22 protein-coding genes are annotated in these 21,563 nt (G+C 67.5%); 19 read left to right on the top strand and 3 right to left on the bottom strand.

Features of this window, described 5'->3' with window-relative positions; genetic code table 11:
• Position 1: 1 nt before the first annotated feature.
• From QO015_RS11735 to QO015_RS11685, 11 genes are all read left to right on the top strand, one after another.
• Entirely contained in the window at positions 2-904 is a 903-nt protein-coding gene (locus QO015_RS11735; RefSeq protein ID WP_266279247.1) for an IclR family transcriptional regulator, read from the top strand.
• A gap of 143 nt (positions 905-1,047) precedes the next feature.
• Positions 1,048-1,530, top strand: a complete 483-nt coding sequence (gene greA, locus QO015_RS11730; RefSeq protein WP_266279248.1) for a transcription elongation factor GreA — start codon at positions 1,048-1,050, stop codon at positions 1,528-1,530.
• A gap of 383 nt (positions 1,531-1,913) precedes the next feature.
• Positions 1,914-3,071, top strand: coding sequence for a LacI family DNA-binding transcriptional regulator (locus QO015_RS11725; RefSeq protein WP_266279249.1), 1,158 nt, complete (start codon positions 1,914-1,916; stop codon positions 3,069-3,071).
• Entirely contained in the window at positions 3,046-4,353 is a 1,308-nt protein-coding gene (locus QO015_RS11720) for an ABC transporter substrate-binding protein (protein ID WP_266279250.1), read from the top strand. Before QO015_RS11725 ends, QO015_RS11720 begins: the two co-directional genes overlap by 26 nt.
• Before the next feature lie 24 nt (positions 4,354-4,377).
• Positions 4,378-5,325, top strand: a complete 948-nt coding sequence (locus QO015_RS11715; protein WP_266279252.1) for a carbohydrate ABC transporter permease — start codon at positions 4,378-4,380, stop codon at positions 5,323-5,325.
• Positions 5,322-6,242 carry a carbohydrate ABC transporter permease gene (locus QO015_RS11710; protein WP_266279253.1) on the top strand — a complete coding sequence of 307 codons (921 nt, stop codon included), beginning with the start codon at positions 5,322-5,324 and terminating at the stop codon, positions 6,240-6,242. Before QO015_RS11715 ends, QO015_RS11710 begins: the two co-directional genes overlap by 4 nt.
• A gap of 2 nt (positions 6,243-6,244) precedes the next feature.
• A complete protein-coding gene (locus QO015_RS11705; RefSeq protein WP_266279254.1) occupies positions 6,245-7,351 on the top strand; it encodes a Gfo/Idh/MocA family protein in 1,107 nt (368 codons plus the stop codon).
• A 36-nt stretch (positions 7,352-7,387) separates the two neighbouring features.
• On the top strand, positions 7,388-8,197 hold the full coding sequence (locus QO015_RS11700) for a sugar phosphate isomerase/epimerase family protein (protein ID WP_266279255.1): 810 nt from the start codon (positions 7,388-7,390) through the stop codon (positions 8,195-8,197).
• 26 nt (positions 8,198-8,223) lie between these two features.
• A complete protein-coding gene (locus tag QO015_RS11695; protein ID WP_266279256.1) occupies positions 8,224-9,072 on the top strand; it encodes a sugar phosphate isomerase/epimerase family protein in 849 nt (282 codons plus the stop codon).
• A gap of 180 nt (positions 9,073-9,252) precedes the next feature.
• Complete coding sequence (locus tag QO015_RS11690) at positions 9,253-10,026, top strand: PDC sensor domain-containing protein (protein ID WP_266279258.1); 774 nt, start codon at positions 9,253-9,255, stop codon at positions 10,024-10,026.
• Positions 10,017-10,787, top strand: a complete 771-nt coding sequence (locus QO015_RS11685) for a sensor domain-containing diguanylate cyclase (RefSeq protein WP_266279259.1) — start codon at positions 10,017-10,019, stop codon at positions 10,785-10,787. Before QO015_RS11690 ends, QO015_RS11685 begins: the two co-directional genes overlap by 10 nt.
• A 96-nt stretch (positions 10,788-10,883) precedes the next feature.
• Here the strand turns inward: QO015_RS11685 and QO015_RS11680 are convergent, their stop codons facing one another.
• Positions 10,884-11,792: a LysR family transcriptional regulator gene (locus QO015_RS11680; protein WP_266279261.1), complete on the bottom strand. Its 909-nt coding sequence runs from the start codon at positions 11,790-11,792 to the stop codon at positions 10,884-10,886.
• 159 nt (positions 11,793-11,951) lie between these two features.
• Here QO015_RS11680 and QO015_RS11675 point away from each other — a divergent pair, with 159 nt between their 5' ends.
• The 6 genes from QO015_RS11675 to QO015_RS11650 all read left to right on the top strand — a co-directional run bounded on the left by QO015_RS11675 (position 11,952) and on the right by QO015_RS11650 (position 16,841).
• A complete protein-coding gene (locus QO015_RS11675; RefSeq protein ID WP_266279262.1) occupies positions 11,952-13,145 on the top strand; it encodes an MFS transporter in 1,194 nt (397 codons plus the stop codon).
• Positions 13,142-13,648 (top strand): cyclophilin-like fold protein, encoded by a 507-nt coding sequence (locus tag QO015_RS11670; protein WP_266279264.1) that lies wholly within the window; start codon positions 13,142-13,144, stop codon positions 13,646-13,648. The genes QO015_RS11675 and QO015_RS11670 overlap by 4 nt, the downstream gene beginning before the upstream one ends.
• A 318-nt stretch (positions 13,649-13,966) precedes the next feature.
• Positions 13,967-14,266 carry a hypothetical protein gene (locus tag QO015_RS11665; RefSeq protein WP_266279265.1) on the top strand — a complete coding sequence of 100 codons (300 nt, stop codon included), beginning with the start codon at positions 13,967-13,969 and terminating at the stop codon, positions 14,264-14,266.
• Between the two features lie 33 nt (positions 14,267-14,299).
• A complete protein-coding gene (gene msrA, locus QO015_RS11660) occupies positions 14,300-14,965 on the top strand; it encodes a peptide-methionine (S)-S-oxide reductase MsrA (protein WP_266279267.1) in 666 nt (221 codons plus the stop codon).
• Complete coding sequence (locus QO015_RS11655) at positions 14,962-15,612, top strand: 2OG-Fe(II) oxygenase (RefSeq protein WP_266279269.1); 651 nt, start codon at positions 14,962-14,964, stop codon at positions 15,610-15,612. The genes msrA and QO015_RS11655 overlap by 4 nt, the downstream gene beginning before the upstream one ends.
• A 98-nt stretch (positions 15,613-15,710) precedes the next feature.
• Positions 15,711-16,841, top strand: a complete 1,131-nt coding sequence (locus QO015_RS11650; protein ID WP_266279271.1) for an NADH:flavin oxidoreductase/NADH oxidase — start codon at positions 15,711-15,713, stop codon at positions 16,839-16,841.
• A gap of 3 nt (positions 16,842-16,844) precedes the next feature.
• Here QO015_RS11650 and mepA read toward each other — a convergent pair whose 3' ends face one another.
• Positions 16,845-17,921: a penicillin-insensitive murein endopeptidase gene (gene mepA, locus QO015_RS11645; protein WP_266279272.1), complete on the bottom strand. Its 1,077-nt coding sequence runs from the start codon at positions 17,919-17,921 to the stop codon at positions 16,845-16,847.
• Between the two features lie 326 nt (positions 17,922-18,247).
• Between mepA and QO015_RS11640 the strand changes: the two genes are divergently transcribed.
• Positions 18,248-18,895 carry a peroxiredoxin gene (locus tag QO015_RS11640; protein WP_266279274.1) on the top strand — a complete coding sequence of 216 codons (648 nt, stop codon included), beginning with the start codon at positions 18,248-18,250 and terminating at the stop codon, positions 18,893-18,895.
• A gap of 181 nt (positions 18,896-19,076) precedes the next feature.
• Entirely contained in the window at positions 19,077-19,568 is a 492-nt protein-coding gene (locus QO015_RS11635; protein ID WP_266279275.1) for a GyrI-like domain-containing protein, read from the top strand.
• A gap of 34 nt (positions 19,569-19,602) precedes the next feature.
• On the opposite strand, the gene QO015_RS11630 is transcribed toward QO015_RS11635, so the two are convergent.
• Positions 19,603-21,447: an ABC transporter ATP-binding protein gene (locus tag QO015_RS11630; RefSeq protein WP_266279276.1), complete on the bottom strand. Its 1,845-nt coding sequence runs from the start codon at positions 21,445-21,447 to the stop codon at positions 19,603-19,605.
• Between the last annotated feature and the right edge of the window lie 116 nt (positions 21,448-21,563).

Raw genomic sequence — 21,563 nt, 5'->3', positions numbered from 1 at the left:
GATGAAGAGCAAGAGCGGAGACGTCGGGCCATCAGACCAGCTCTATGAGCGTCTGAAGCCCATCGACGATCACTGGGTATTGGAGGCGCTGCCGGACGCCGGCGGGCAGCGGGAGCCGGGGCCCGTCGTGCCCGCCGTGGACAAGGCCATCCGGATCATGACCCTCCTCAACCGCGTCGAGGGAGGGCTCAGCCTTGCCGAGATCGCGCGCGACACGGAGACGACCAAGAGCCACTGCCACGGCATCCTGAAGACTCTGTGTCGCCACGACTGGCTGATCTTCGACGGCATCAGCAAGCGCTACCGACTGCATGCGGGCGTGATGCGCGATCTCTCCAGCGCGCTGAAGACCCAGCTTTCCGTGGAGGCGATGCGCCCTGTCCTCGTGCGGCTGTCGGGCATTGCGGGTATCGCCAGCGTGCTGTCGCGCCCGCTACCCGATGGCAGCTTTCTCATCATGGACAGCGTCAGCGCCTCGCGGAACGTCGAGATATCCTACCCGATGGGCTACCGCCTGCCGCCGGACGCAACGGCCCATATGCGCGCCAACCTCGCCTGGCGAACCGAACACGAGATCGACGACTGGTTCCGCCGCGAGACGATCAAGCGATACACACAGCATACGATCGTCGAGCCCTCGGCGGCGCGGGCCGAGCTGGTCGCCACGCGCCGGCGCGGCTATGCCCGTAGTCTGGAGGAGTTCACCGAGGGCGTGATGGCGATCGCCATGCCGGTCTTCGATGCGACCGGCACGATCGCCTATATTTGTGACTGCGTCGGGACGCTGGCGGTCATGAGGGACAACGAGGCCCGGATAGCCAGAGCCATGATCGAGGCCGTCGCCGAGCTTCACCGGCTGTTCGGCAGCGTGACGCCGCCGGACTTCCCGCGGCCCCATGCCTAGCCGGATCGCGCTCCGTGAGCGGCCCTCCGCTCGCGGACAAGGCCGGACACCGGGCATGTGCCGAAGCCACCGATTTTCGTGCAGCCTTATCCCGGACTATCGATTAATCGAGTCCCCAAGGCCCCGGACAGGAGATCGATCCCGTGAGCGTCGCGTTTGTCAAAGAGGAAAGCGCCGAGGCCGCGTCGGAAACGATCCTGCCCGCGCGTCCGATCTCCGATCGCATCAACCTCGTCACAGAGGCCGGCCTCCGTCTGCTGCAGGATGAACTGGCGCGGGCGCGACAGGCTTTCGAGGCGGCCGACGCGCTGGAGGACGTCAATGAGAGGCGGCGGCAGTCGGCGCTTCCCGTTCGCGACATGCGCTACTATGCCGAACGGGTTCGCACGGCGCAGGTGTCGCCTCCTCCGATTTCGAATGACGTGATCGCCTTCGGTCACACCGTCACCTTCGAGCGTGACGATGGCCGCAAGCAGACCTTCAAGATCGTCGGCGAGGACGAGGCCGACCCGTCCCATGGCTCGATATCGCATGGTTCGCCCGTAGCCCTCGCCCTGCTCGGGAAACGCGTCGGCGACGTTGTCCAGCTCGGCAAGGACGAACTCGAGATTCTCTCGATCTCCTGACGGTCCAAGGCCTGCTCGCGGTCGCCGTCAGGCCGGAACCGGGTGGACGAACAGCCGGTCCCGGCACCTTCGATCTGAGAAATCCTCGCGGTCGACCGCGGCAGTGATGCGGGTCCGTCTCGGACAAGCGATCGAGTGTGGAGCCGGGCAGCAGTTGTTCGCTGAACGGATCCTGGGCCAGGCGGCCAATCTCGCTTCCTCATCGATGTCGATGTCGCTGCCGATCGGCAATCGCCTCGCGCAGCGCCCGAAGCCAGGCGAGGGGGAGAAGGAAACTCCCGCGTTCGATGCGCAGTCGGCTGAATGCGCAGCAACGGAAACAACCCCGTTGACTCGCATGAACGTTCATGTGAAGCATCATATGAACGTTCATGCAGGTCTCCATGCCGAAGCAGCCCGTCAGTTCCACCATGGCCGACATCGCCCGCGCTTGCGGCGTGTCGATCCAGACCGTATCTGCGGTGGTGAACGATCGGGCCGGCATTTCGGACGAGACCCGGCGCCGCGTGCGGGCCGTGATGCAGGAGCTCGACTATCAGCCAAACCAGCATGCGCGCACGCTGCGCGGCTATCGCAATCCGATGATCGGCGTGATCATCCCTTCGATCACCAACCCGTTCTTTCCCGAACTGGTACGGGGCGTCGAGGATGTCGCGCGGCGCTCCGGTCATGGCCTCTTTCTCTGCAACGACGATTATGAAGAGCAGAAGGCGCTCGACTATCTCGGCTTCATCCGCGCCAACCATGCCTCCGGCCTGATCGCCGCGCCGGGCATCATGGAATCGAGCCCCGAGATCGAACGCCAGATTCTGGCGCTGGCGCGCCGCAACGTGCCGATCGTCCTGTTCGGCGAGCATCGCCAGGGCATGCCCGTCACCTCGATCATGGTCGATGCCCGTGCCGCCGTGCTTGCCACCGCGCAGCATCTTCTCGATCTCGGCCACCGGCGCATCGGCATCATCGCGCCGCCCGAGGGCATGATCGTCAGCCGCGAGCGCATCAGCGATTTCCAGACCGCTTTCGCGACGCTGGGCCGCCCCCTTGATCCGGCGCTGATCGTGCCGGGGGGCTTCGACATGGAATGCGGCAGCAGGGGTGCCGAGCAATTGATGGCGATGGACGACGCGCCGACGGCGATCATCGCCGCCAACGATCTCGCGGCCATGGGCGCCATCGCCTGGCTGCAGGGCAACGGCCGCCGCGTCCCGGACGACGTGTCGGTCGTCGGCTACGACGACATCCCGTTCGCGCGCGTATTCCAGCCGTCGATCACCACGGTCTCGCAGCCGCTTTACGACATGGGCGCCGCCGCGATGACCGCCCTGATCGAGCAGCTGGCAGCCGGACCATCGGAGCCGGCTTCCGATCGCAATGTCTGGCTGGCGGCGACGCTGATGGCCCGCCAGTCGACAGGACCTTGCCGGCAGCAGCCGGCCGAGACCGGGCAGCGCCCGGGAAAGAAGCGGAAAACCGCTCGCATCGAGGAAATGCCAGAAACGCCAAGGGAGGAAACCCGTGACCTTGAGGATAACCCGCCGTAGCTATCTCGTCGGCAGTGCGGCACTCGCCGGCGCTGCCTTGTCTCCGTTCCTCGCCCGCCAGGCCGGCGCCGCAGAGCCGCTCGCCTATAAGGGTGATCTCAACATCGTCAGCCTGCAGCGCACGCCGCCCGACCAGGCCTACAGAGCGATTCTCGCCGCCTTCGAAGCCGCCAATCCCGGCATCACCATCAAGACCACGGAATATCCGTCGGAGCGCTTCGTCGCGCTGCTGACGGCCTCGCTCGCCGCCGGCGAGCCGGTCGACATGCTGATGCTGAACGGCCAGGACCTGCGCCGCTATGCGGTCGACGGGACGCTTGGACCGCTCGACGGCCTCGTCGGCGACACCGCCCGCTTCGCGCCCGCCGCGCTCGCCACCGGCGTGGTGGACGGAAAGCAGTTCGGCGTCCCCTATGGCTGGTATGGCGGGTTCCCGATCTTCTACAACCGTGCTTTGCTCGAGAAGAACGGGCTCTCCGAACCGAAGAGCTACGACGATTTCCTCGCCATCCGCGACAAGCTGAAGGCGGAGGGCATCAAGACCTTTACCCATCCCGGCAAGAACATCTATCTGTGGCCGGTCTGGTTCTTCACGACCTTCGCCCAGACCTCGAAGAACCGCTCGATCGAGCGGACGATCGAGATCCTCACCGGCAAGGGCAAGTTCACCGACCAGGACGTCGTGGACGGCCTCGACCTCGTCTTCCGCTTCGGCAAGGACGAGCTCGTGACCCGCTCGGTGTTCTCGCTGGATACGCCGAATGCCGTCGCGGAATTCGCCTCGGGCAAGGCCGCCTTCTTCCTGCAGCATGACGGGCTGATCCAGCAGATTCTCTCGGCGAAGCCGGAAGGCGTCGATCTCGACGTGATGCTGATGCCGAACCTCGTCGGCGGCGATGTCCGCTCGCAGTTCCCCGGCGGACCGGCGGCGGTGCTTGGCGTTCCGGCCAAGGTCGAGGGAGACCGCAGGGCCGCGGCGCTGGCGCTCGTGAATGCGCTGACCAGCAACGAGGCGAATGCCGAGGTCGTCAAGGTCAATAGCGGCACGGTGCCGGTCAATACTGCCGTGAAGGGCAGCGACACGCCAGTCGTCGCCAAGCTGATCCAGCTTTCGGACGGGCTCGTCACCTATCTCGACTGGAACTGGCCGCCGGAAATCACGCGCGTGTTCCAGGAAGGCATCCAGGCCGGCGTCGCGGGACAGCAGACCGGCGCGCAGGTGGCCGAGAAGGCGCAGGCGACGCTCGATCGTCTGGTCGGCGAAGGCTACGCGTTCAAGTAAGCCCCCTACATCAGGAACACACCGATGGCCCGGGCCGATCAAGGGCGCGTCGCGGCATCCGCCGCCGCGTTCCCGCCGACCTCCCTCCTCCTCGAAAAGGGCGCGCCGCTTCTCTGGATCGGCCCGGGCCTCCTCGTCTTCTTCGTCTTCGTTCATCTGCCCATCATCCTCCAGCTCGCCATGAGCTTCACGGCGGGGGCGCCGGGCAGCGGCGAGGGACTGAAATTCATCGGTCTCGCCAATTTCCGCACCCTCATCGCCGATGCCGACTACTGGGCCTCGATCGTCAACAATGTCTGGTTCGCGGTTGCGACGGTTATCGGCAAGCTGGTGCTGTCGCTCGCACTGGCGCTGGCGCTCAACAGCGCCTTTGTCGGGCAGAACATCTTTCGCACGATCTTCTTCCTGCCGGTCATCCTCTCCTTCGTGGCCATCGGCGTCATCTGGGGCTTCATGTTCCAGTATGACTACGGCGCCATCAACCAGCTGCTGACCCGGCTCGGCCTCACCTTCCTGGTGCGGGACTGGCTTGGCGATCCGCGCTTCGCGCTGTGGTCGATCGTCGTCGTCGACATCTGGAAGTGGACCGGCTTCCACATGGTCATCTACCTCGCGGGGCTGCAGGCGCTGCCGCGCGAACTGCAGGAGGCCGCCTCCGTCGACGGCGCCTCGGCCACGCAGCGGCTCTTCCACATCACGCTGCCACTGCTTTCGCGGTACACCGCCACCAATGTCGTCATCGCGACCCTCGGTGCCTTCAGCGTCTTCGACCTCATCTATGTGATGACGCAGGGCGGCCCGTTCGGCTCGACCCAGGTGGCGATGATGCAGGTCTATCTGCAGGCCTTCCAGTTCCATCGCCTCGGCTACGCCTCGACGCAGGCGACGGTGCTGCTCGCCATCATCGCCATCGTCTCGATCCTCGTGATGCGCTTTTCGAGACGCCCCGAAGACGAGGACGGCGCGCGATGACCCTCGCCGAAAATGGCCAGGCGGCCGTAGCCGCAGGCAGCGCCCCCGCCACAGCGCGCCGCCGGCCGCGCGGCTACCAGAAGCGTGGCGTCCTGCCCTGGCACCTCAATCTCGTACGCTTCATCATCCTGGTGATGGCGGCGGCCGGGGTGATCTTCCCGATCCTCGTCTTCCTCGGCAACTCGCTGAAGACCGACGGCGATTTCCTCGCCAATCCGCTCGGCTGGCCGCGGAGCTTCGCCTTCGGCAACTATGTCGAGGCCTGGCAGATGGCGAACATGAGCGTGCTCATTCTGAACTCGCTGGTCGTCTCGCTGGTCACGGTCGCGCTCACCATCGCCCTCACCTCGATGATGGCCTACGGCCTCGTCACCTACCGCTTCCGCGGCCGCAACGTGATCCTGCTCAGCGTCCTGGTGATGCTGACGATCCCGGTGCAGATCTACATCATCCCGCTCTACGTGATCGCCATCAACCTGCAGATCGTCAACACGCGGCTCGGCGTGATCCTGCCCTATACCGCGGCGGCCATGCCACTGGCGCTGGTCCTTTTCCGCAACTACTTCCTCGAGCTACCGGCGGCGCTCTCGGAGGCGGCGCGTCTCGATGGCTGCAGCCGCTTCGGCATCTACTGGCGCATCATCATGCCGCTGTCGCGGCCGGCGATCGGCGCCGTCGCGATCTTCACGTTCGTCAGCGCCTGGAACGAGTTCTTCCTCGCCCTCGTCTTCCTTCAGAACAAGGCGATCCAGACGCTGCCGCTCGGCATGCAGGTCTTCGCCATCAGCGAATACCAGACCAACTACCCCCTTCTCTTCTCGGCGATCTCGATCGGCATGGCGCCGATGATCGTCGTCTACCTCCTGATGCAACGGCAGTTCATTTCGGGACTGGCCGGCGGAGCCTTGAAAGGATGATCATGCCCATCGAAGGCGGCGCTTCCCCCGCGCGGGAAAAGCCGGTGAAGCTCGGCTATGTCGGCTGCGGCTTTATCGCCCAGCACATCCACCTGCCCAATTTCGCCTCGCTTCCGGAATGCGATTTCGTCGCGCTCGCCGAGGTACGGCCGAAGCTCGGCAAGGCGGTGGCGGACCACTATCGCATCCCCCGCGTCTACGCCTCGCACATGGAGCTGGCCGCCGATCCCGAAATCGAGGCCGTCGCCGTCTCCGCGGACTATGCCCTCCAGGGTGCCATCGCCGCCGACCTGCTGCGCGCCGGCAAGGATGTCTTCATGGAGAAGCCGATGGCGGTCTCCGTGAAGCAGGCCGAGACGATCCTCGCCGCGGAAGCCGAGGGCGGCGGCCGGCTGATGGTCGGCTACATGAAGCGCTTCGATCCGGCCAACCTGCTGATGCGCGAGACCGTGCGCGGCTGGCGCGAAAGCGGCGACAAGGGCCGACTCCTCTATCTTCGCGCGCACGGCTTCTGCGGCAACTGGACGGCCGGCCGCGACCGGACCACGATCCTCTCCAGCGACGAGCCGATGCCGCCTGTACCGCGCGAGGGCCTGCTGCCGGACTGGGTGCCGGAGTCCTTTGCCGGCAAATATATTGGCTATCTCCAGCAATATACCCACAACATCAATCTCGCGATGTTCGTGCTCGATGTCACCGATCCGGCCGAGATGGTTGTGAAGGCGGTCGAGCTGGACGAGGACGGCATGACGGGCGTCGTCGTGCTGGAACTCGGCGGAACGCGCGTCACGGTCGAGAGCGCGCAGACGAAGTTCCACGCCTGGGAAGAACATACCCAGGTCTATTTCGAGGGCGGCTGGGTGCATGCCTGGTCGCCGACGCTGTTCGCCAATCCCGGCAATCCGCGCATCGAGATCTACGAGGGCGGCGAGAACGCCTCCTACCGCTACCCGATCCCGCAGCCGATCGCCGCCTGGCATTTCCGCGAGGAAGCCCGCCACTTCCTCGAGGCCGTGCGCTCCCGTGCGCCCTTCGGCTCGCCCGGCAGCATCGCCTTCAACGATGCGAAGCTGCTCGAGGACATCTATCGCCGCCATGTCGCCGCCTGAGCGCTCGCGGCCCCACCCCCGGACCGGAACTGCCCCATGAAGACCTGCTTCAACACGATCACCGCCGGGCTCGACCGGCGGCTGGAAGACATCCTCGCCGCCTGCGGAGACGCCGGCTTCGACGGCGTCGAACTCGACCTGCGCCATATCGAGCCCGCGCTTCCCCGCATCGGCGGACTGGACGGGCTGAAGGCCTTGCTCGCCAGGCACCATCTCGCGCCCGTCTCGGTGATGGCCTTCAATCTCGCGCCCTTCGAGACCGGCACCGAGGCTTTCGACCGCTACCGCCGCGGCGGCGAGGTGGCGAAGGCGATCGGCGCGCCGATGCTGCTCACCTATTGCGCCGAGGCGATCCCCGACGGCATGACCAAGGAACAGGCACTCGATGCGGCGGCGGCCCGCACGGCAAAGCTCGCCGATGCCATTGCTCCGGTTGCCGTCACGCTGGAGCCGATCGGTCGCACGGCACTGATGGGCGGGCCCTCGGAGGCGCTCACCATCATGCGCAGGGCCGGCAAGGCGAATGTCGGCGTGATGATGGACACCTTCCATTACTATCGCGGCGGCATCTCCGATGCCGACATCCTCGCCATCCCGAGGGACAAGCTCCTGATCGTGCATGTCAACGACAGCGAGGACCGTCCTGTCGAGGACCTGCGCGACGGTCACCGGCTGCATGTCGGCCACGGCATCCTGCCGCTCGCCCATGACATGCAGCTGTGGAAGCAGATCGGATATGACGGCTATCTCTCGGTCGAGATCTTCCGCGAAGACTATTGGGCGCAGCCCGTCGAGCAGGTCGTCCGCGAGACGAAACAGGCGCTCGACGCCTGGCTCGAGAGCTGAATGAAGACGGCAGGGTGGAACAGCCAATGAAGATCGGATTCTATACCTCGACCCTCGGCGATCGCCCGATCGACGAGGTGATCGATTTCGCGGCCAGCGAGGGCTTCGACGCCATCGAGATCGATGTCGGCAGCCATATCCCGACGCCGGCCGATGTCGCGCCGATTGTCGAGAAGGCGCGTGCGAGGGGACTTTTCGTCTCGTCGCTGACGCTGTTCGGCAACCAGCTCGAGCCGGACCCGGCGGCGCGGACCGCGCTGCACGCGAAGACCGAGGCCTTCGTGCGCGCCGCTGCCGATGCGGACGTGCCGGTGTTCGTCCTCTTCCCGGGCCACAACCCGGCGGCCAGCGACGACCAGAACTATGCCGATTTCGCCGCCTTCGCCAAGGATCTGCTCGCCGCCACGAGCGGTTCGCCGATCCGCATCGCGATGGAGAACTGGCCGGGACCGCACAAGGCCTTCATCGCCGTCACGCCGGCCGGCTGGCGGAAGTTGTTCGCTCTCGTCCCGGACCCGCGTCTCAGCCTGGAGTTCGATCCCTCGCATCTGATCTGGCAGGGCATCGACCCGGTCGCAGCGCGTCGGGAATTCGCCAGCCGCATCGCCATCCTGCACGGCAAGGACACGGCCATCGACGAGGATAAGCTGTCAGGGGCCGGCTACTTCTCAGAGGGCTGGTGGACCTATGTCCTGCCCGGACGCGGGCGCGTCGACTGGAAGAGCTTCCTCGCGGCGGCGAAGGCGGACGGCTTCGACGGAGTCGTTTCGATCGAGCATGAGGACCGGGCCTTTGGCTGGCCGAAAGGCGATCTCGAAGCCCGCCGCAAAGGCCACCGCGTCGCCCTCGAAAACCTCCGCGCCGCTCTCGCCTGACTTGAATGGGCTCTCGCGCTCGAGCCGTCGCAGTCGGCTCGAGCGACACCGCCGGGATAGGCGGATCGACCCCGCAGGCCGATAGCGTTGGGCTATCCCGGCGCGGCAGCGGGTTGAACTTGTTCGACATGATGACGAGAATGGGCGCTCGGGGTTCTTCGAGTTGTGCCGGATGTTGCGATGTTCGCCCACATCAAGCCATGGCGCCCAGGCTCCCGAAAGGGGGTCCCGAACCCGGGTGCGGGACGCCATGATGTCCGGCGCCTCTCGGGTGCGGCATTGGTCGTCGCGAGCACCGTTACCGCCTTCATGGTCGTCGCGGCCATCGGGGTTTCTCTCTGGCAGTATCGGCAAGAGGTCGAGGCCCGTGCGCTTCTGATCGGCCGCGCGACGGTTGCCAGCGTCGAGGGCCTGTTGCGCGCCCGGTTCGAGAGCTACGACGCGGCGCTGCGACTGGTCATCGCGAACTTCGCCGATCCCACATTGCGAATGCTGGACGACGATGTCTGGCGTCTCCTCCTGAGCAACATCCAGCGCAGCGACCCGGGCATCAGCTCCATCACCATCCTCGGCACCGCCGGCCGCGTCATGGCCGGGCAGGGCATGACCCCCGATATCGACCATGCCGATCTGCCCTTCTTCAAGGCGCATCGGGCGAGCGCCGGCCTAGGGCTCCTGATCAGCGATCCGGTGGTCGGCAGCGACGGTCACCAGACCATCGTGCTGAGCCGACGGATGGTCGCCAGCGACGGCAAGTTCGGAGGCGTCGCGGCGATCGTGGTCGACCTCGGCACGGTTCGCGGACTGCTTGGGTCGATCCCCATCGGTCCGTGGGACTCGATCATCGTCCTTTCCGGGAGCGGCAAGGTCATTGCCCGGAAGCCGGCCTTGCCCGACGACACCAACGCCGTCCCGACCTCTCGCGGAACGCAAACTTCCAGCGCATGCAGCTGATGGGGTCGGGGAGCTTCGTCTCGCGATCCGGGATCGACGGCGTCGAACGGCTTTTCACCTTCGATCGCGTCGCGGGAACCAAGCTCGTGGTGTCATCCGGCCTCGCGACCGAGCCGCTCTATGCGAACTGGCGACGGCAATCCTTTCTCATCGGTGGCCTGGCCCTCGTCATCAGCGCGGCCCTCGTCATCGCCGCTCTCCTGCTCGCCCGCGAATCGCGTCTTCGTGCCGCCGCTCAGGACGAACTCGAAAGGCAGGCGAGGACGGACTTCCTGACCGGGCTGGCGAACCGACGGCAGTTCGAGCAGAGCCTCGAACGGGAATGGCGGCGAGTGACACGGACCGGCACCGATCTCTCCCTGGTCCTGTTCGATGCCGATCACTTCAAGCAGCTCAACGACCGGCACGGCCATGGCGTCGGCGACGAGGTGCTCAAGTTGATCGCAGGCGTCCTCGAAGGCTGTGCGCGGCGCCCGGGCGATCTTCCGGCTCGCATCGGCGGCGAGGAGTTCGCCATGCTTCTGGCCGACACCGACGGGGAAGGCGCGCACTGCGTGGCCGAGAGCGTGCGCGCCGCGCTGCGGGAGGCATCGCTTGCGCTGAATGAAGGGCTGCCCTCGGTCACGCTGAGCGGCGGAATCGCCGCGACACGGGGTCGATCGGCGGGCTCGGTCGCCGCCTTGCTCGCGACCGCCGATGCAGCCCTCTACCGCGCCAAGGAGGAGGGCCGCGATCGGGTGGTGCTGCATCGGCGACCGTGAGATCGTTTCGCCGGGAGAGACTGTCTTCGCCCCGGCCGGCGACCTGTTCATGGCGGAACAACCCGGGCATGCGGCTGGCCTTGCGCCTGCGATCCATCACGGTGCCTGTGAGCCGGCTTTCACGCGCAGGGCATCGACGACGATGGTCATCGCCGGCGAGAGCTGGCGGCGGCTCGGATAGTAAAGGAAGTAGCCCGGGAAGACAGGTGACCAGTCATCGAGAACCTGAACCAGCCGACCTGCCGCGACATGGCCGGCGACGAGGTCTTCGGGGACATAGGCGATGCCGAAGCCGGCGAGGGCGGCATCGACCATCGGCAGGGACGAACTGAGGACCAACTGCCCCTCGACCCGGACCCGCAGCTCGCGTCCGTCCTTCTCGAACTCCCAGGCATAGAGGCCGCCGCTGCGGCCTTGGCGGTGGTTGATGCAGTTGTGCTGGACGAGGTCCTGCGGCACCCGTGGGCGAGGGCGCGTCGCGAAATAGGCTGGCGCCGCGACAGCGACGAGCCGCCAGTCCTGGGAGGCGCGGACCGCGATCATGTCCTTGTCGAGGCTCTCGCCCAGCCGGACGCCTGCATCGAAGCGCTCCTCGACGATGTTGCGCAGCGCATTGTCGATGCTGAATTCCAGGCGGATATCGGGATAGCTCGCGAGGACGGGCTGCAGCCGCGGCCACAGCACGGTCTCGAACGCATGGTCGGAGACACTGATCCGGACCGTGCCGGACGGCCGATCCCGCAGCGCCATCAGGCTGGCGAGGTCTTCCTCGATGCCGGCGAGATGGGGGCCGAGGCTGGCCAACAGCCGCTCTCCGGCTTCGGTCGGGGCGACGCTGCGCGTGGTCCGCGTCAAAAGGCGGAGGCCGAGCCGCGCCTCGAGTTGCTTGATCGTGTGGCTCAGCGTCGATTGCGACGTCCGGAGTCGTGCCGCCGCCCGTGTGAAGCTCCGCTCCTCGGCGACCGCGAGGAACCATATCAGGTCGGTCAGATCCTCGCGCCTCACCCGTCACCCCCCTCATTCATATCCGCTGACGATAAGCGCATGTGAATTACACGTCTAATCAGGACAATGGCCCCGGTCTATATCGATGCGCACCAAGGGCGCATCGGCGCCGTGGAGCTCTTGGGAGCGGGCGTAGCGAAGGTGGCGGCTGGTCGATCCATGACACTTGCATTCGAACAGCGCCCCGGATCCGTGGCCTCCGCCTGGAGCGCGGTCGCCTGCCTGTCGCTGCTCACATTCGTCCTGATCGCATCGGAGTTCATGCCGGTCAGCCTGCTGACGCCGATCGCCCGCGATCTCGGCATCACGGAAGGGCAGGCCGGACAGGCGATCGCAGTGTCAGGCCTGTTCGCGGTACTGACCAGCCTGTTCGGCAATGCGCTCTTCGCCCGGACCGAACGTCGAACGGTGGTGCTGCTTTACACGGGCGTGCTGGTGATCTCGGGCCTCGCCATCACATTCGCGCCGAACTTCCTCGTCTTCGTGTCTGGACGCGCGCTGATCGGCGTGTCGATCGGCGGATTCTGGTCGCTGTCGACGGCCATCCTTGCCCGGCTCGTCACGGGCGCCGACCTGCCGAAAGCCCTGGCGGCGCTGCAGGGCGGGACTGCGCTGGCCTCGGTCGTCGCGGCGCCGCTCGGCAGTTTTCTCGGCGGCCTGATCGGCTGGCGCGGCGCGTTCTTCATGGTGGTGCCGATCGGCCTTGCGGCGATGGTCTGGCAATTCCTTGTCCTGCCGAGAATGCCGGCCGAGGCGACGAGCTCGGTCCGTCGCATGGTGCGGCTGCTGAGTCGCCGTTCCTTTGCGATCGGCATGGCCGCGACGACTCTCGCCTTCATGGGCCAGTTCGCGCTTTTCACCTATCTTCGCCCCTTCCTGCAGGACGTGACCGGGCTCGGGGTGAACGCTCTCTCGTTGACGCTGTTCGGGCTCGGCCTTGCCGGTCTCGCCGGAACCTCGCTGGTCGGCTGCCTCCTGCGACGGCATCTCGGTGTCATCATGGTCGGCTTGCCAGCCCTGCTGTCGGTGATTGCGGTTCTGCTGATCGTCCTCGGCTCGGCGCCCGTTCCGACCGTCCTCCTGCTGATCGGCTGGGGCCTCTTCACGACGCCGATCCCCGTCGTCTGGGGCACATGGATGACGCGGGCGATCCCGAACGACCTGGAGGCTGGCGGCGGGCTGCAGGTCGCGCTGATCCAGTTCGCCATTACCGTCGGCGCTTTCGGGGGCGGGTTGCTGTTCGACACGGCTGGCTGGTGGAGCACCTTCGCCTTCGGCGCAGTGCTTTTGCTGGCCTCCATTCCGCTCGCGGCTTCCGCGGCCTCGACAATTCCGGAGGAAGTCTCACGATGAGCCAGATCGATCCTCGCCGCCGCGGCTTGCTGGTGGCCGCCTGCGCCGCCGCTGCGATCCCGACGCTCGCCTTCGGCAGACAGGAGACCGATGGTGCCGCTGGGGAGCCGGGCGGAATGAGGATCCGCCTTTCCTTCGCCGGCGCGGCGATGACGGCGACGCTCGAGGACAATCCCTCGGCGCGGGAGTTCTTCGCCATGCTGCCGCTCGACCTGACGGCGAGCGACTTTGGGGGCAACGAGAAGATCGCCCATCTGCCGCGCAAGCTGCGGGAGCTGACGCGCGGGCCGTTCCCCGAGCCGCGGGCCGGAGACCTCTGCTACTACGTGCCATGGGGCAACCTCGCGCTCTTCCACGGTGGCTATCAGAGCACCCGCGATCTCGTGCGGCTCGGCCATTTCGACGGCGATCTGCGGCCCCTGCTTATCCGGGGGGAGCACAAGCTGCGCATCGAACGCGCCGAACAGAAGGAGAATTCGCATGGACATTCTCCGCGCCAGTAACCGGCCATCGGGCAAGGGGCGACGGACTGGGCACATCACCGACGCGGACTGCGGCGCTTGAAGCACGGACTCGCGACGAGCCAGCAACAGGCTGCGTAGCGGTCGGCGGCCGTCGTAGCGGGCCTGCCGCGCTGCAGCTCACGACTTGCCCGGCGAAGGGCGGATCACCATATCTGCGTCATTCCGGCGGCCGCACGTGAACCGTGCGGCTCGCGGTTCTCCAATCGTCGATCATCCTCGCCCGCGGGCCGGGCCGGCCGCTTGGCCGGCGCGGCGGTTCGGGTCATGATCGAGCCGTTCCCGACGCGAGCATCCGCCATGGTCCGCTTCCTCGTCCGTCTCGCAGGCCTCTTCGCGCTCGCCGGCGCGGTGATCGCGCTCGTCATCGACGGGACGCGATCGATCGCCGCCTCGGCGCCGGTGACGACGCCGCTCGCCGAAGCCTGGCGCGGTGCCGATGCTGCCAGCCTTTCCGCTGTCGAGACCGCGCTCGGCGGCTCGATGCTGACTTCGCCCTTCCTCGCCGTGTTGGCGCTGCCGGCATGGCTCGTCTTCGGCGCGCTCGGCGCGCTGCTCATCCTCGCCGCCCGGCCCGCGCGCCTCCGCGCCGTGGCTTGACGGTTCACTCCGCCTCCAGCAAGGGAGACTGCCATGAATCTCCTCGACCTCTTCGCCCGCAAGGCCTCGATGCCCGCGCCCGGAACGGCCCTTCCCGGCCGCGCCGAGCCGATCACCACGCCCGGCCGCCATTTCGTCAACGGCCGGCCGATCGCCGGCCCCTATCCGGAGGGCATCCGCACGGCGGTGTTCGGCCTCGGCTGCTTCTGGGGCGCCGAGCGGGCGTTCTGGAAGGCGCCCGGCGTCTTTGCCACGGCCGTCGGCTATGCGGCCGGCGAAACGCCGAACCCGACCTATGAGGAAGTGTGCAGCGGCCGCACCGGCCACAACGAGGTCGTGCTCGTCGCCTATGACCCCGCGGTGATCTCCTACGAAGCGCTGGTGAAGCTCTTCTTCGAGAGCCACGACCCGACGCAGGGCATGCGTCAGGGCAACGATGTCGGCACGCAGTATCGCTCCGGCATCTATGTCGCCGACGAGGCCGAGCGGGCGGTGGCGGAGCGGGTGCGCGACGCCTACGCGCCCGAACTCGCCAGGAAGGGCTATGGCGCGATCACGACGGAGATCGCCGAGCGCGGCCCGTTCTATTTCGCCGAGGATTACCACCAGCAGTATCTCGCCAAGAATCCGGGCGGCTATTGCGGCCTCGGCGGGACGGGCGTCGCCTGCCCGGTCGGCACCGGCGTGGCCGCGGCGTGAGCGCGCCGTCGGCTTCCGGCGAAGCGGCGGCGGTCGATAGCCGCCCCGCCCTCGAGGCGCTGGTCGAGCGCCTCGCAGACGAGGGCTTCGCCATGGCCGACGACATCGTTCCGGCGGAGCTCGTGTCCGCCCTTGCCGCCGAGCTCGAGGGCCATATCGCGGCCGGCCGCCTCGCGGTCGCCGGCGTCGGCCGCGACGAGGCCTTCCGGCGCGACGGAGAGATTCGCCGCGCCGCGATCCGCTGGATGGACGGTGGCACCGAGGCCGAACAGCGGTTGCTGGTGCTCGCCGAGGAGCTTCGCCTCCTCATCAATCGCCGCCTCTTCCTCGGCCTGTTCGATTTCGAGTGCAACACCATCGCCTACCCGGTCGGCGGCTTCTATGGTCGCCATCTCGACCGCCTGCACGGCGCGAAAAACCGCGTCGTTTCCTTCGTCACCTATCTCGATGCCGACTGGGGCGAGGCGGACGGCGGCGCGCTGCGGCTCTGGCGTTCGCCCGACGACCAGGGCGAGCCGGCCGCGACCGTGCTGCCGAAGGCGGGGCGCGTGGTGCTGATGCTGTCGGAGGAAATCCCGCACGAGGTCCTGCCCGCGCACAGGCCGCGTCACGCCATTGCGGGCTGGTGGCGCATCAACGGGGCGTGATCGATAGGCGCGGTCCGCGGGGCTTCCCGAACGCGCCCGCGCTGCCTATCTGCCCGCCACCGGCCAGTCCTCCCACCTTCCCTCCGAAAGGTCATTCCATGGCGCCCGCGCTGTTCACGCCCCTTGCGCTCGGATCCCACACGCTCGCCAACCGCATCGCCGTCGCGCCGATGTGCATGTATTCCGCCGATGACGGCTCGGCGACCGACTGGCATCTCCATCACTGGACCTCGCTCGGCATTTCCGGCGCCGCCATGGTCACGATCGAGGCCACCGGCGTCGAGCGGCGCGGCCGCATCTCGCATGGCTGCCTCGGCCTCTATTCCGACGCCAACGAGGCGGCGGCCGAGCGCGCGCTGACGGCGGCGCGGCGCTTCGCGCCGGAGACGACGCTGTTCGGCATCCAGCTCGGCCATGCCGGCCGCAAGGCCTCGACCGAGCGTCCCTTCGAGGGCGGCGGCCCGTTGAGGCCGGGCGACGATCCCTGGCATGTCGTCGGACCCTCGGCGATCGCCTTCGCAGACGGGTATCCGGTGCCCGAGGCGCTCGACGAGGCCGGGATCGAGCGAACCATCGGAGCCTTCGTCCAGGCCGCGCAGCGCGCCGCCCGCGCCGGCTTCGACTTCGTCGAGCTGCATGGCGCGCATGGCTATCTGCTGCACCAGTTCCTGTCGCCGCTCTCCAACAAGCGCACCGACCGCTGGGGCGGCTCGCTGGAGAATCGCATGCGGCTGATCGTGACCATCGCCAAGGCGGTGCGCGCGGCGCTGCCAGATCATGTCTTCGTCGGCGCGCGGCTCTCGGCGACGGAATGGGTCGAGGGCGGCTTCGGCATCGACGAGGCGGTCGAGGTGGCGCGCGCGCTGAAGGCGGCGGGCGTCGTCTATATCTGCGCCTCGTCCGGCGGCAATGTGCACAATGCCCGCATTCCGGCCGGGCCGCTCTACCAGACGCATCTCGCCGAGGCGATCCAGCACGGCGCCGGCATCCCGACGCGCGCCGTCGGTCTCATCACCACGCCGGCCGAGGCTGAGGCGATCGTCGCCGGGGGCCGGGCCGACATGGTGGCGCTCGGCCGGGCGATCCTCGCCGATCCGCGCTGGCCCTGGCGCGCGGCGGCCGAACTCGGCGCCAGCCTGAAGCTGGTGCCGCAATATGACCGCAGCCTGCCGACCATGCGCCACTGGGCGGCGGCGAGGGTTGCCGATCCCGCGAAGAGCGCCGCGTAGGCGCTATTGCAGGAGGCCGGTCGGCATCTGGTCGGACGGGTTCTCGATCTCGTCCGCCTGGCCGCCGACGGCCGCCTGTGGAACCGGCACGCTGGCCGGCCGGCTCGCCGCCAGCACGGCGTCGGGCCGTTCGCCGGGCGGGGCACCGAGCAGGACCTCGCGGCAGGCCGCCGGCAGGTCCGAGAGCATGATCGGCTTCGGCGGCGGCGCCGGCTTCACCGGCTTCGACGGCTTGACGGGCTTCGGCGGTTGCAGCCAGGCGTCGAGCTCGGGGCCGCAACCGTCGCCGGGCGGCGGCGCCTTCTGCGGAATGCAGCTCGCCATGTCGGCGGGGCAGTCGAGGCGCACATGGAAATGGAAGGTGTGGCCCCACCAGGGACGCACCTTGCCGAGCCAGCCGCGATCCGCGCCCGCGCTGACGCAGAGCTGCTTCTTGATCGCGGCGTTGACGAAGATGCGCGCCACCGACGGATCGAGCGCGGCGCGGCGGATCAGCTTGAACTGGCCGCTGGTCCAGTTGGCGGCGTTGATGACGCGCGCCTTCTGGTTGACCATCTCCTTGGGGACCATGGTCTCGCGCTCGTCATAGGAAAGCGTCTTCTTCGGCATCGGCGTCAGCCAGATGTCGACATCGAGGCCGATCTGGTGGCTGGCATGACCGGTGAGGGCGGGACCGCCGCGCGGCTGGCCCATGTCGCCGACGAGAAGCCCCGGCCAGCCGTCGAGCCGCTTCGAATCCGACGCGAGCCGCTCGGTGAAGCTCACCAGCTCGGGCGTGCCCCAGTTGCGGTTGCGCGACAGGCGCATCGCCTGCCAGTCCGGCCCGTTCACCGGCAGCGCCACCGCGCCGGCGAGGCAGCCCTTGGCATAGGAGCCGATCGAGCGCGCCTCCATGGGAAGAGGCGTGTTCATGCGGCTGAACAGGACCTTGGCCGGCGTGGTGTCGAGACCGTCGGCGGCGCGTGCGACCCCGGCCGGGAGCGGCAGCAGCGCCGCGGCGAGAAGCGTTGCGGCGAGCCGGCGGAAGCGGTCCGCAGGGGTGGGCGCGACGCGTGGCGAAGCGGGCGATCCGGCAGCCATCCTGGCGCCTCCTCGTTCATCCAGTCGCGAGCATTCTGACTCGCCTTCGTTAAGGATTTGTCAGCCAATTGCGGCCGGCCGCGGGCAGGGCGCGGTGTGGCCTCGCCATGCGGACGCAAAGGGCGGCTCCGCGGACGAATATTCCATCAGCGGCGGCGATCCGAGTCGCAGGCAGCGATTCCATGCTCGAAACATCCCAAACGCGAGCAAGACATGCTCGACCGGGCCGATAAACCGCGATTGACCGGGCCGATGGCGGCGCGATAATCGGCGCCAAGGATCGCCGGGGCGGGTCTCGCCGCCGGGCACGCAAGGAGCAACGGAAAATGGCACTCAATCTCGGCGACGTGGTTCCGGATTTCGAGGCGGACACCACCGAAGGCCGCATCTCGTTCCACAAGTGGCTCGGCGACAGCTGGGGCGTGCTGTTCTCGCATCCGAAGAACTTCACCCCGGTCTGCACCACCGAACTCGGCGCCGCGGCCAAGCTGAAGCCGGAATTCGACAAGCGCAACGTCAAGCTGCTCGGCCTCTCGGTCGACGCGCTCGCCAATCACGACAAGTGGGTCGGCGATATCAAGGACGCGACCGGCGCGACGCTCAACTTCCCGCTGATCGCCGACCACGACAAGACCGTCGCCAATCTCTACGGCATGATCCATCCGAACGCCTCCGACACCACCACGGTGCGCTCGGTGTTCGTGATCGGACCGGACAAGAAGCTCAAGCTCTCGCTGACCTATCCGGCCTCGACGGGCCGCAACTTCGACGAGATCCTGCGCGTGATCGACAGCCTCCAGCTCACGGCCAAGTTCTCGGTCGCGACACCGGCGGACTGGAAGAACGGCGACGAGGTGATCATCGTCCCCTCCGTCTCCGACGAGGCGGCGAAGGAGAAGTTCCCGGCCGGCTGGAACGCGGTGAAGCCCTATCTCCGCTACGTCGCGCAGCCGACCGCCGGCAAGCCGAGCTGACGGCCGAAGGCTCAAACGGATCCAAATGCGGCCGCGCCAGAAGCGCGGCCGTTTTCGTCTCGACGCACGCGGGTCGCGACCGAAAATCCGCGGAACGCTGTCGGCTTGAAGGCGGGCTGGTTCGTCCTTGCCGGGATCGAGGCGACCCATGTCTCCTCGCTGATCGAGGAGAACTACCGCCATGCTGACATTGCCGAAGATCGTCGATCGGCCGGAGATGGCCTATCTGGCCGTGCGGGAAGAGGTGACCCTGCCCTTTGACGACCGGATTCCCGCAATTCTGGGACGCCTTTTCGGCGCGATGGAAGAGCGTGGCATTGCACCGGCCGGTCCGCTCATCTTCAAGCATAACGTCATCGACATGCCGTGGATCGAGATGGACTTCGCCGTTCCAGTGGCCAGGCCCGAGGCCGGTGGCGGACCGCTGGTCGCCGGGGTCCTTCCGGCCGGCCGCTATGCAGAGATCACCTGGATCGGCCCCTATGACGACCTGATCGAAGCCAATGCCGTGCTGATCGGCTGGTGCAAGCACTGCGGCCTCGATCTCGACATGCAGAAGGAGCCGGCCGGCGATCGTTTCGCCGGCCGCGTTGAGATCTACCACAATGGCCCGGATACCGAGCCGAACCCTGCGAAGCTTGAGACGACCGTCGCGATCAGGCTCCGCGATTGACGGGGCGCCACGCCGAGCGCCGCCCCTTCTTCGTTCACACCCGCCCCTGCCTCTCGTTGAGCGCGGCATAGACGCCGCCTTTCGCCAGCAGCGCGTCATGCGTGCCTTCTTCGGCGATGCCGTCCTCGGTCAGCACGACGATGCGGTCGGCATGGCGGATGGTGGAGAGTCGGTGGGCGATGACGAGCGTCGTGCGGCCGCGCGAGAGCGTGACCATCGCCTGCTGCACGGCCCGCTCGCTTTCCGTGTCCAGCGCGCTCGTCGCCTCGTCGAAGATCAGGACGGGCGGATCCTTGAGGAAGGCACGGGCGATGGTGAGCCGCTGCTTCTGTCCGCCCGATAGGCGCACGCCGCGCTGGCCGATCAGGCTGTCATAGCCGTCGGGCAGGGCCATGATGAAGTCATGCGCCTGCGCGGCCTTCGCCGCCGCGACGATCTCGGCGTCGCTCGCCTCCGGCCGGCCATAGCGGAGATTGTCCGCAACCGTGCCGCCGAAGAGATAGACGTCCTGCTGCACGATGCCGATCGCGGCGCGCAGCGAGGCCAGCGTCACCGAGGCGATGTCCGTGCCGTCGATGAGGACGCGCCCGTGCTGCGGCTCGTAGAAGCGGGGAACGAGCGCCGCGATCGTGCTCTTGCCGACACCCGAGGGGCCGACCAGCGCGACGAATTCGCCCGGCGCGATGGCGAGCGAGAAGTCGCGAAGCACCGGCCGCGCCGCTTCGCCATAGCCGAAGGTGACGCGGTCGAAGCGGATCGATCCCTTCGGACGGGGCAGGGCGACCGCCCCCGGCGCATCGGTGATCGCCGGCGCGATGTCGAGCAGCGCCATGGCGCGGCGAAAGCCGGTGTAGCCCTCCTGCCAGAGGCGGACGAAATTCGCCAGCCGGTCGATCGGATCGACGAGCACGGCGATGACGAGCAGGAAGGTGAGGAGCCCGGCGACGTCGAGCGCGCCCGCCGCGACCCGCGCCGCGCCGAGCACGATGACCAGCACCGTGACGAGCTGTGCGAACGTGGCCGTGCCGACCGAGAACCACGCCTCGGCGCGGTAGCCCTCGCTGCGGCTCCAGAGGAAGCGGGCGTTCTCGGCGGCGAAGCGGCGCGATTCCGCCGCTTCCGCACCGAAGGACTGCACCACGCGGATGCCCGACAGCGCATCCTCCGCCGCCTCGTTGACGCCGGCGATCCGCTCCTTGCTGGCTTCGAGCGCCCGGGCCATGCGGGCGTTGAAATGCAGCGCATAGAGGATCGCGAAGGGCGTCAGCGCGAAGACGACGAGCGACAGGACCGGATCCAGCCAGGCGATGATGGCGAGCGCGCCGCAGAACTTCATCAGCCCGATCGCCGTGTCCTCGGGACCGTGATGGAAGAGTTCGCCGAGCCAGAGCGAGTCGTTGGTGATCCGGCTCATCAACTCGCCGGTGCGCGTCCGGTCATGGAAGGAAAAGGAGAGCCGCTGGCAGTGGTCAAACAGTTGCTGGCGCACCTGGCACTCGATCTTGGCGCCCATGACATGGCCGAAATAGTCGACGAAGAAGGTGGCGCCCACCTGCACCGCGAGGAGCGCGAGCATCAGCGCCCCGGCAGCGAGGATATCGGGAAGGGCCGCGCCGTCCGCGCCGACATCGGCCAGCCTCGCCGTGACGCGGTGGGCGATGAGCGGCAGCGCCAGCGCCGTACCGGCGACGAGGATGGCCGCGCCGAGATCGGCGAGAAGCAGCGGCCAGTGGGGCCGGTAATAGGAGATCAGCCGTCCAAGCAGCCGATAGCCGCCGCCGCGAGCGGGTCTTCGGACGAGATCGAGGACGGAGCGGAGACGGGCGGAGAGGTCAGGTCGTGCGCGGCTTTCGCTGGCCGGGCGTTTCGCGGAAGGCATGAGGCGTCAGGTCCTGCTGAGGGAGGGCTCCTTTCGTGCGGGACTGGGACGCTTTCATCATTTCCTCCGGCAATGGGCCGGACGGGCGGAGGCTCGTCACGGCCATGGAAGGATGA

Origin of the sequence: Kaistia geumhonensis (assembly GCF_030815145.1) — a bacterium.
GTDB classification, from domain to species: domain Bacteria; phylum Pseudomonadota; class Alphaproteobacteria; order Rhizobiales; family Kaistiaceae; genus Kaistia; species Kaistia geumhonensis.
The sequence above is the reverse complement of the archived record's forward strand: the minus strand, read 5'-3'. Positions and strand labels throughout refer to the sequence as shown.